Here is an 8805-nt window from a genome sequence, read left to right as displayed (position 1 = left end):
AGACGCTTTGTCTGGTGGCGATGGCGAGAAGGTCACACCTGTTCCCATACCGAACACAGAAGTTAAGCTTCTCAGCGCCGATGGTAGTTGGGGCATTGCCCCTGCGAGAGTAGGACGCTGCCAGGCATTATTATTATAATCAAATGTTTAATACCTTTTTACTATCGCGGTGTGGAGCAACGAGCGTTACCTCTACCGAATCCGCTACGAGTAACCCCGAAGCATAAGCTCCTTTGAATATGCTAGAAGATGCAGGGGTCACTTCTTAGATAATACTAACATCTAAATTAGCGCTCAAATTTTCACTTCTATATTATCGCGGGGTGGAGCAGTCTGGTAGCTCGTCGGGCTCATAACCCGAAGGTCGTAGGTTCAAATCCTGCCCCCGCAACCAAAATTTTAAACTTACTGTGTATAATTCACTTATTTAAAAGAAAAATGGTCCGGTAGTTCAGTTGGTTAGAATGCCTGCCTGTCACGCAGGAGGTCGCGGGTTCGAGTCCCGTCCGGACCGCCAGTTTAATTCCATAATACATATTTACACATGGTTTCCACTGAGACCATGTGTTTTTTAATATTAGTAACATGGCAAAGTTTTTGCTATCATTAAATTTAGCTGTACGAGAAGGTTTGGTGATTGCAATGGACGAATTTTCATTTATTGATACGATAAAGCAGTCTATTTATAAACAGTCGACTTTATTAAAAGGTATAGGTGATGATGCGGCTGTTTTTGATTCCTATGAACAGGAAATAGTGATTTCCAAGGATATGTTTGTAGAGAATGTTCATTTTGCAAAGCATACCATGAAATCGTATCATATAGGTTATAAGGCTTTGGCGGCTAATTTAAGTGATATGGCAGCCATGGGAGCAAAGCCTGCGTTTTATCTTGTTGCTATTTCTATTCCGAGAGATTGGGAAATGACAGAAGTACATTCTATTTTTCAAGGTATGAGGGATTTAGCCGATTTGTTTAATATGGACTTAATAGGCGGAGATACCGTTTCTGGAAAGGAATTAGTTATTTCTATAACGGTTATTGGTTATGGGGAAAAAGATAGAATTCGGTATCGTTCTTTAGCACAAAAAGGTGACATTGTATTTGTAACGGGATTTCTAGGAGACTCACAAGCGGGATTATATATTTTAAACCATCCAGGTAATTATAAAGAGCGTTCGTATTTCATAAACAAACACCAAATGCCTTTTCCAAGAGTAGATTTCGCACTAGGGCTGGAAAGCTTGTTGAGAGTTAGTTTAAATGATATAAGTGATGGAATAGCTAGTGAAGCAAATGAAATAGCGGAGGCATCTAATGTGACTCTAGTGCTTGAAGAGGCAAATATACCGGTACATCCAGCATTTGATCAGTTTAACCCTAAATTACAATATAACTGGAAAATGTTTGGTGGTGAAGATTTTGAGCTGATGGGTACTGTACCTAAGAAAGATTGGGACAAACTATTATTAATTGCAGAAAGAAATAATGTGCAGGTCACTCCAATTGGTTATGTTACATCAAAGCAAGAATTAGGATACGTGCTAATCGATAATGGAAGCAATAAGATGGAACGTCTAGATAAAACGGGATACAACCATTTAAGTAGGTGAAATAGTGGAGAAGTATGAATTAAAAACAAATAATGCCGAAGAAACGATAAACGTTGCAGAAAGGCTAGCAAATCTTCTTGATGCAGGTAGTGTTATTACCTTGGAGGGAGATTTGGGGGCGGGAAAAACGACTTTTACAAAAGGACTTGCAAGAGGTCTTGGTATAAGTAGAACCTTAAGTAGTCCGACATTTACGATAGTAAAAGAATACGATGGTAGGCTTCCGCTTTATCATATGGATGTTTATCGATTAGAGGGTTCAGATGAAGATATAGGTTTTGAAGAATATTTTAATGGAAATGGAATTAGTGTTGTAGAATGGGCACAATATATTGAAGATTTTCTTCCATCTGAACGATTAACTATCATTATCAACTATTTGGATGAAGATTCACGACTACTTACATTTGAACCGACTGGATCCCGTTATCAGGATATTGTAGAAGCTTTAGTTGGATAGGAAAAGGAGTAGCAATATGTATACACTAACTATAGATACCTCGACACAGTCATTAGGAGTCGCTATCTTAAAAGATAACGAGGTGTTAGGGGAAATCATCACAAATATCGCTAAAAACCATTCAGTTCGCTTAATGCCGGCAATAGATTATTTATTGCGAGAAGTAGGCTTGGAGCCTAAGCAGTTAAGTAAAATTGTTGTGGCAAAAGGTCCAGGCTCTTATACTGGAGTTCGAATTGGACTGACAACTGCTAAAACCCTAGCATGGTCATTAAAAATACCAGTCGTAGGAGTATCTAGTTTGGAAGGACTGGCCTATCGGGGATTACTGACCAATTCTCTAATCTGTCCTTTTTTCGATGCGAGAAGGGGTTTAATTTATACTGGGCTATATGAGGTTAATGGAGATAGCCTGGTGCTGGTAGAGAAAGAGCAAAATATTTTAATTGAGGATTGGCTAAAGCAATTAGAAAAGATGGAACGTAATATCCTATTTATTAGTCCGGATATTCAGAAGCACCGTCAACTGATTAAAGAAAGGCTATCATCATATGCAGAAATACCAGAGATGCCTTACCATATCATGAATCCTTCTGACTTAGCTCTTGCAGCTATAGATAAGGTTGAAGATCAAGTACATACCTTGACACCAAATTATTTAAGGTTAGCTGAGGCAGAAGCAAAATGGTTAAAAGCGCAAGAGGATAAAGCCAATGGCTGATGTATTAATTCGAGAAATGGAATTAGCAGATATTCGTGGGGTAATGACTGTGGAAGCTGCCTCTTTCACTACACCTTGGACGGAAGCAATTTTTAGACAGGAAATAACAGAAAATAAGTATGCTCATTATTATGTTATGGAACTAGCAGATAAAATAGTTGGCTATGTTGGAATGTGGATTGTTCATGATGATGCACAGATTACGAATATTGCTATATTACCTGACTTTCGTGGCAAGAAATTGGGGGAAACATTATTTCGATTTTCCTTACAAAAGGCGGTGAGGTTAGGTGTTACTCGCCTGTCATTAGAAGTTAGAGTAACAAATATTATAGCCCAACGGATGTATCGTAAGTTTGGCCTAGTTCCTGGAGGACTTCGAAAACAATATTATACGGATAATAATGAGGATGCGCTTGTAATGTGGGTGAATTTAACATGAAGGATACATATATACTCGGAATTGAAACTAGCTGTGATGAGACAGCAGTAGCTATTGTAAAAAATGGTAGGGAAATTATTTCAAATGTTGTGGCATCCCAAATCGAAAGTCATAAGCGATTTGGTGGAGTTGTTCCAGAAATAGCCTCTAGACATCATGTGGAGCAGATTACACTTGTTCTAGAAGAGGCTTTTCAAGAATCAGGCTTGAGCTTTAATGATATAGATGCGATTGCAGTTACGGAAGGACCAGGTTTAGTTGGGGCATTGCTTATCGGTGTAAATGCAGCAAAAGCCCTAGCATTTGCAAATAATAAACCGCTTGTTGGGGTCCACCATATTGCAGGACATATTTATGCCAATCAATTGATGGAAGAGTTTCAATTTCCACTTTTAGCTTTAATTGTTTCAGGTGGACATACAGAGTTAGTCCTAATGAAGGAACATGGCAGTTATGAAGTAATTGGTGAAACAAGAGATGATGCAGCTGGTGAAGCATATGATAAAGTGGCAAGGATGCTTAATCTACCGTACCCAGGTGGTCCACATATAGACCGTTTAGCAAGAGAGGGAGAAATCTCTATTGATTTTCCTCGTGCTTGGCTAGAAGAGGATAGCTATGATTTTAGCTTTAGTGGGTTGAAATCCGCGGTTATCAACAAAATCCATAATGCCAATCAGAAGGGGATTACATTAAAGCCAGAGGATATCGCTGCAAGTTTTCAAGCAAGTGTTATTGATGTACTAGTCACAAAAACCGTGAAAGCTGCAAAACAATATCAAGTAAAGCAAGTTATAGTGGCCGGAGGGGTAGCTGCGAATAGGGGATTACGTGCTGAATTAGAGGTGAGGTTCTCTGAAACTGGAATACCTTTATTAATTCCTCCATTAAAGCTATGCACTGATAATGCAGCAATGATTGCTGCGGCAGGTACTATAGATTTTGAAAAGGGAAATCGAGCAGGATTAGATTTAAATGCAAATCCATCGTTACTATTAAAATAAAAAATATCCACAGCTATTGTGGATGTTTTTTTATATACTTTGGTAAAATAGCTTTTTACCTGTTGACAACAGTAGTGGATAACCCCTGTTTGATTTGTGGATAATGTGCATAACTTTGTTGATAATTGATAATAAAAGAGTTTATAAGGAACATGGATTGTGGATAAGGTCATCATTTCATTCGGAGCAGCTTGCATCTACAATCCTCCATACATAATATCTATTCAATCCCTTAACCTATATAAAAAAAGCCATCATTGTGATGGCTTTTTAGTCTGAACATTTATTTGAAAAGCTATTTCGTCTTTATTCTTCCTGTAAAGCTGTCCATTCTTCCATTAGCTTTTCAATTTCTTGTTTTACCTGATTCGTCTTGTTGGTATATTCCAAAGCCTTCTCATGATTTTCGTAGACTTCGGGCTCGGTCATTTTTTCCTCAAGCTGTACTAATTCTTCTTCCAATTTTTCAATTGTTTCTTCTAAATTGGCGATTTGTCTTTCGCGTTTCCGTTGCTCGCTTTGAAGCTTTTTCTCTTCTTTAAAGCTTAATCGTTTTTCATTTGGTTTCTTGTCATGCTTATCTTCAGCTTGTAAACGCTCAAGCTCTGCTTCTTCTTCTTTCTTTTCTAAATAATAATCATAATCACCAAGATAAACCTTAGCACCACCTTGTTTCATTTCAACCACTTTATCAGCTATTTTGTTTATAAAATAACGGTCGTGGGATACAAAAATGATGGTACCTGGAAAATCAATTAATGCTGCCTCTAAGACTTCTTTACTATCTATATCTAAATGGTTTGTTGGCTCGTCCAGAATTAATAAATTTGCTTTTTGCATTCGAAGCTTAGCAAGTGCTAGGCGGGCTTTCTCACCACCACTTAGAGATTGTACTGGCTTTAAGACATCATCACCAGAGAATAAGAAGTTTCCTAGTACGGTTCGAATATCCTTTTCATTCACTGTTGGATACTCATCCCAAAGCTCATTTAGGACTGTTTTATGTGAGCTAAGATTTGCTTGTTCTTGGTCATAATAACCGATTTGAACGTTCGTACCAAGCTGAATTGCTCCACTAGATGGATTTAACTTTCCTAAAATGTTTTTTAGTAACGTTGTTTTACCAACTCCATTTGGACCAACAAGTGCTATACTTTCCCCACGTGTTATGTGAAAGGAGACATGCTCAAATAGTGGCTCTGCCTCATTTTCATAACGAAAAGCAAGATCTTGTATTTTCAGTACATCATTTCCACTCCGTTTCGTAATTTCAAAGGTGATGGAAGCAGATGACTCGTCACCAAGTGGTCTGTCTATTCGATCCATTTTTTCGAGCTGTTTTCGCCTGCTTTGCGCTCGTTTTGTTGTCGAGGCTCTTACAATATTTCGTTGTACAAACTCTTCTAGCTTTTTTATTTCGGTCTGTTGCTTTTCAAATTCTTTCATTTCTTGCTCAAAGTTCAAAGCCTTTTGCCTAAGAAAATCACTATATGACCCATGATACTTTTTCGTGCGATGGCGGGATATTTCATACACAATAGATACCGTCTTGTCTAAAAAGTAGCGGTCATGGGATACGATGACAACTGCACCAGGATAGCCAACTAAGTATTTTTCTAACCATGTCAATGTTTCAATATCTAAATGGTTTGTTGGCTCATCTAGGATTAACAGATTAGGCTTCTTTAATAAAAGCTTCCCTAATGCAAGACGCGTTTTTTGACCACCACTTAATTCATTGATTGGTGTTTGGTCATCATAGTCTAGAAAACTAAGTCCAGCTAAAACGGCTTTTATTTCAGATTGATATGCATAACCACCATTTGATTCGAATTCGTGCTGTAGGCGATCATACTCGGATAATAACTTGGAAGATTCATCCGCATCTAGCTGACCTAGGTTCGCCATTTTACCTTCCATTTCACGAAGTCTATTTTCCTGCTGGATTAATTCTTGAAAGACCTCAAGCATTTCATTCCATATGGTATTACCTGACTCTAAGCCAGTATGCTGGGATAAGTAGCCAATCGTTAAGTCCTTCGGTTTTATAAGTTCACCAGTATCATAAGTCATTTCATTTGCCATAATTTTTAATAGGGTTGACTTACCAGCACCATTACGGCCAACGATTGCAATACGGTCTTTATCTTTTATCTCTAGTTTTATATTAGCTAATATTTCCTCGGCACCGAATGATTTGGAAATATCATTTAATTGCATAATTATCATAATGTCACCTCTAGTACTATCAGTTTATCTTACAAAGTACGATTTCGGCAATATACACATAAGCAAAATTGTGAAAACACTCACACTACCTTATAAAAATTTGTTAAAATAGAAATGGATATAGTAAATAATGTTATTAGAGATTAGATTGGATGACTAGGGATACATTAATTAAGGAGGAATTAGCTTGGATCAAAATAAAATACCACAAGCTACAGCAAAGCGACTTCCACTATATTATCGCTTTTTAAATAATTTACAAATGCAAGGAAAAACACGTGTGTCTTCGAAAGAATTAAGTGATGCTGTGAAAGTAGACTCAGCTACGATTCGTAGGGATTTTTCTTATTTCGGTGCGCTCGGAAAAAAAGGTTATGGATATAATGTGGAGTACTTGCTAGGTTTTTTCCGTAAAACATTGGATCAGGATGAGATTACTGATGTAGCCTTAATTGGTGTAGGGAATTTAGGTACAGCATTTCTTCATTATAACTTTATGAAAAATAATAATACGAAAATAAAAATTGCTTTTGATGCCGATGACAATAAGGTAGGACAAACTATTGGTGGTGTACCTATCTACCATATTAATGAGCTAGAAGAGAGACTAGATGATGTGAAGGTAGCTATCTTGACTATTCCAGCTATGGAAGCGGATCGTGTGACAGAGAGGTTAGTGGCTCAGGGGATAAAGGGGATTCTTAATTTTACTCCTGCAAGGATTACAGTACCAGATGATATTCGGGTTCACCATATTGATTTAGCTGTAGAGCTTCAAGCATTAGTCTATTTTTTAAAGCATTACCCGCTAGAAAAAACAGAACTATATAGTGAGTAAAAAGGAGTAGCATGTTGCTACCCCTTTTTTATTTTCTTTAATTTATAGTGTAATCGTAAATAACGAATGCCTGTCACAATATCTAGTGTAGCAATAACTGCTAAGAAGATGGTAAGAAAGTTCCATACCGTCTCATCCGCATATCGAACGGCAAAGTATATAAACACAATGGCCATAGCAAAATAGATGAGTGCCATTGTCCTGGCAGTAAATCGCATATTTTATATACCTCCAATTAAAATCATCTGAATACTATCTACCTGCTTTTGTAATCTCTCTAAGTCCTCAGGGGAAAAAGTAAATTGTACGATGACGGAAATGGTATTTAGCGTCATATGGACAATTATTGGTACGATGATTGATTTTGTTTTTATATATAAGAATGCAAAGACAAATCCCATGGATGCATAAATCAGAAGATGCTCTGGTTCCCCATGGATAATCCCGAATATAAAGGCTGACAAAAGAGCAGCAATAAAGAAATTGGTCCGTTCATAGAGAGATCCGAAAATAATCTTACGAAAGATAACTTCTTCTAGAATTGGCGCAATTATTGCCGGAATAACCGCAAACAATGGGACAGCTCTTGTTATGTCCATAATGTTTTGGGTATTTTCTGAACCAAGCTCAATACCTAGTATATTGGTTTCTATTACTCCTGCGATTGCTTGTGCAAAGTAAGCCATAAAAACACCCAGGATGGCCCATAAGGCTATATTTTCAGTACTAGGGCGACTACGAGTTTGCTTTAATTCCATATCCGGCTTCATTAAAGTCAATATAACAATTAACCCGATTACAAAACTAGCTATCATCGTGTAATAGACGGATACCATTAATGCATGATTCGAAAAAAATTGTTTTAGGATTGGAATATATATACCACCTGAGAGTTGCACAATGATGTAGGTTAGTATGACCAACCAGTATCTTTTTGGCAATGAAAACAGCTCCTTAAAGTCTACATAGGTTGTTATCAGTATCGTACAGAATGCGAAATGTTCCTGTGTATTGTATCATATTCATCGTCTATATAATAATAGAATAAACCTGTACAAGAAAAATTTAAAAAATTCGTTGCATGGTGCTTGCAAAACCAAACAAAATTATTTATTATATTAATTGGAATTAGCACTCAACAGTTCTGAGTGCTAACAATCATTTTATAAAAACACTTTAAAAGAATTAAGGAGGTTGTCTACATGATTAAACCACTAGGAGATCGTGTTGTAATCGAGCTTGTTGAGCAAGAAGAGAAGACTGCAAGCGGTATTGTGCTTCCAGACTCTGCAAAGGAAAAGCCACAAGAAGGACGCATTGTCGCAGTAGGTTCTGGCCGCGTCACAGAAAGTGGAGAAAGAGTTCAACTTGAGGTTTCAGAGGGAGATCGTATCATCTTCTCTAAATTTGCTGGAACTGAAGTGAAGTACGATGGAAAAGAATACTTAATTCTACGTGAAAGCGATATTTTAGCTGTTGTTCAATAACAATTAGAAT

The 8805-nt window shown here is 37.3% G+C and carries 10 protein-coding genes, 2 tRNA genes and 1 rRNA gene; 10 read left to right on the top strand and 3 right to left on the bottom strand.

Annotated elements, in window-relative coordinates:
- Window positions 1-10: 10 nt before the first annotated feature.
- From rrf to tsaD, 8 genes are all read left to right on the top strand, one after another.
- Window positions 11-126, top strand: a 5S ribosomal RNA gene (gene rrf / locus KI338_RS13770).
- 191 nt (window positions 127-317) lie between these two features.
- Window positions 318-394, top strand: a tRNA-Met gene (locus KI338_RS13765).
- Window positions 395-440: 46 nt separating this feature from the next.
- Window positions 441-517 (top strand) — tRNA-Asp (locus KI338_RS13760).
- Window positions 518-642: 125 nt separating this feature from the next.
- Window positions 643-1614 (top strand): thiamine-phosphate kinase, encoded by a 972-nt coding sequence (gene thiL, locus KI338_RS13755; RefSeq protein ID WP_212921576.1) that lies wholly within the window; start codon window positions 643-645, stop codon window positions 1612-1614.
- Between the two features lie 4 nt (window positions 1615-1618).
- On the top strand, window positions 1619-2074 hold the full coding sequence (gene tsaE, locus KI338_RS13750) for a tRNA (adenosine(37)-N6)-threonylcarbamoyltransferase complex ATPase subunit type 1 TsaE (RefSeq protein ID WP_212921575.1): 456 nt from the start codon (window positions 1619-1621) through the stop codon (window positions 2072-2074).
- A 16-nt stretch (window positions 2075-2090) separates the two neighbouring features.
- Window positions 2091-2795 (top strand): tRNA (adenosine(37)-N6)-threonylcarbamoyltransferase complex dimerization subunit type 1 TsaB, encoded by a 705-nt coding sequence (gene tsaB / locus KI338_RS13745; RefSeq protein WP_212921574.1) that lies wholly within the window; start codon window positions 2091-2093, stop codon window positions 2793-2795.
- On the top strand, window positions 2788-3237 hold the full coding sequence (gene rimI / locus KI338_RS13740; RefSeq protein ID WP_212921573.1) for a ribosomal protein S18-alanine N-acetyltransferase: 450 nt from the start codon (window positions 2788-2790) through the stop codon (window positions 3235-3237). Before tsaB ends, rimI begins: the two co-directional genes overlap by 8 nt.
- The gene (gene tsaD, locus KI338_RS13735; protein ID WP_212921572.1) at window positions 3234-4241 is read left to right on the top strand and encodes a tRNA (adenosine(37)-N6)-threonylcarbamoyltransferase complex transferase subunit TsaD; all 1008 of its coding nucleotides are present in this window, start codon (window positions 3234-3236) and stop codon (window positions 4239-4241) included. The genes rimI and tsaD overlap by 4 nt, the downstream gene beginning before the upstream one ends.
- A 306-nt stretch (window positions 4242-4547) precedes the next feature.
- Here tsaD and KI338_RS13730 read toward each other — a convergent pair whose 3' ends face one another.
- Complete coding sequence (locus KI338_RS13730) at window positions 4548-6470, bottom strand: ABC-F family ATP-binding cassette domain-containing protein (RefSeq protein ID WP_212921571.1); 1923 nt, start codon at window positions 6468-6470, stop codon at window positions 4548-4550.
- A 187-nt stretch (window positions 6471-6657) separates the two neighbouring features.
- On the opposite strand from KI338_RS13730, the gene KI338_RS13725 reads away from it, so the two are divergent.
- On the top strand, window positions 6658-7308 hold the full coding sequence (locus KI338_RS13725) for a redox-sensing transcriptional repressor Rex (RefSeq protein ID WP_212921570.1): 651 nt from the start codon (window positions 6658-6660) through the stop codon (window positions 7306-7308).
- A 17-nt stretch (window positions 7309-7325) separates the two neighbouring features.
- On the opposite strand, the gene KI338_RS13720 is transcribed toward KI338_RS13725, so the two are convergent.
- Together KI338_RS13720 and KI338_RS13715 are read right to left on the bottom strand one after the other, a co-directional pair.
- On the bottom strand, window positions 7326-7526 hold the full coding sequence (locus KI338_RS13720) for a YdiK family protein (protein ID WP_212921569.1): 201 nt from the start codon (window positions 7524-7526) through the stop codon (window positions 7326-7328).
- A 3-nt stretch (window positions 7527-7529) separates the two neighbouring features.
- Entirely contained in the window at window positions 7530-8249 is a 720-nt protein-coding gene (locus KI338_RS13715; RefSeq protein WP_212921568.1) for a CPBP family intramembrane glutamic endopeptidase, read from the bottom strand.
- Between the two features lie 243 nt (window positions 8250-8492).
- Between KI338_RS13715 and groES the strand changes: the two genes are divergently transcribed.
- Window positions 8493-8795: a co-chaperone GroES gene (gene groES, locus KI338_RS13710; RefSeq protein WP_280530757.1), complete on the top strand. Its 303-nt coding sequence runs from the start codon at window positions 8493-8495 to the stop codon at window positions 8793-8795.
- The last annotated feature ends 10 nt before the right edge of the window (window positions 8796-8805 follow it).

The organism is Ornithinibacillus bavariensis, from assembly GCF_018333235.1.
Lineage (GTDB): Bacteria > Bacillota > Bacilli > Bacillales > Amphibacillaceae > Ornithinibacillus > Ornithinibacillus bavariensis.
This window is presented reverse-complemented; position numbering and strand designations above follow the sequence as displayed.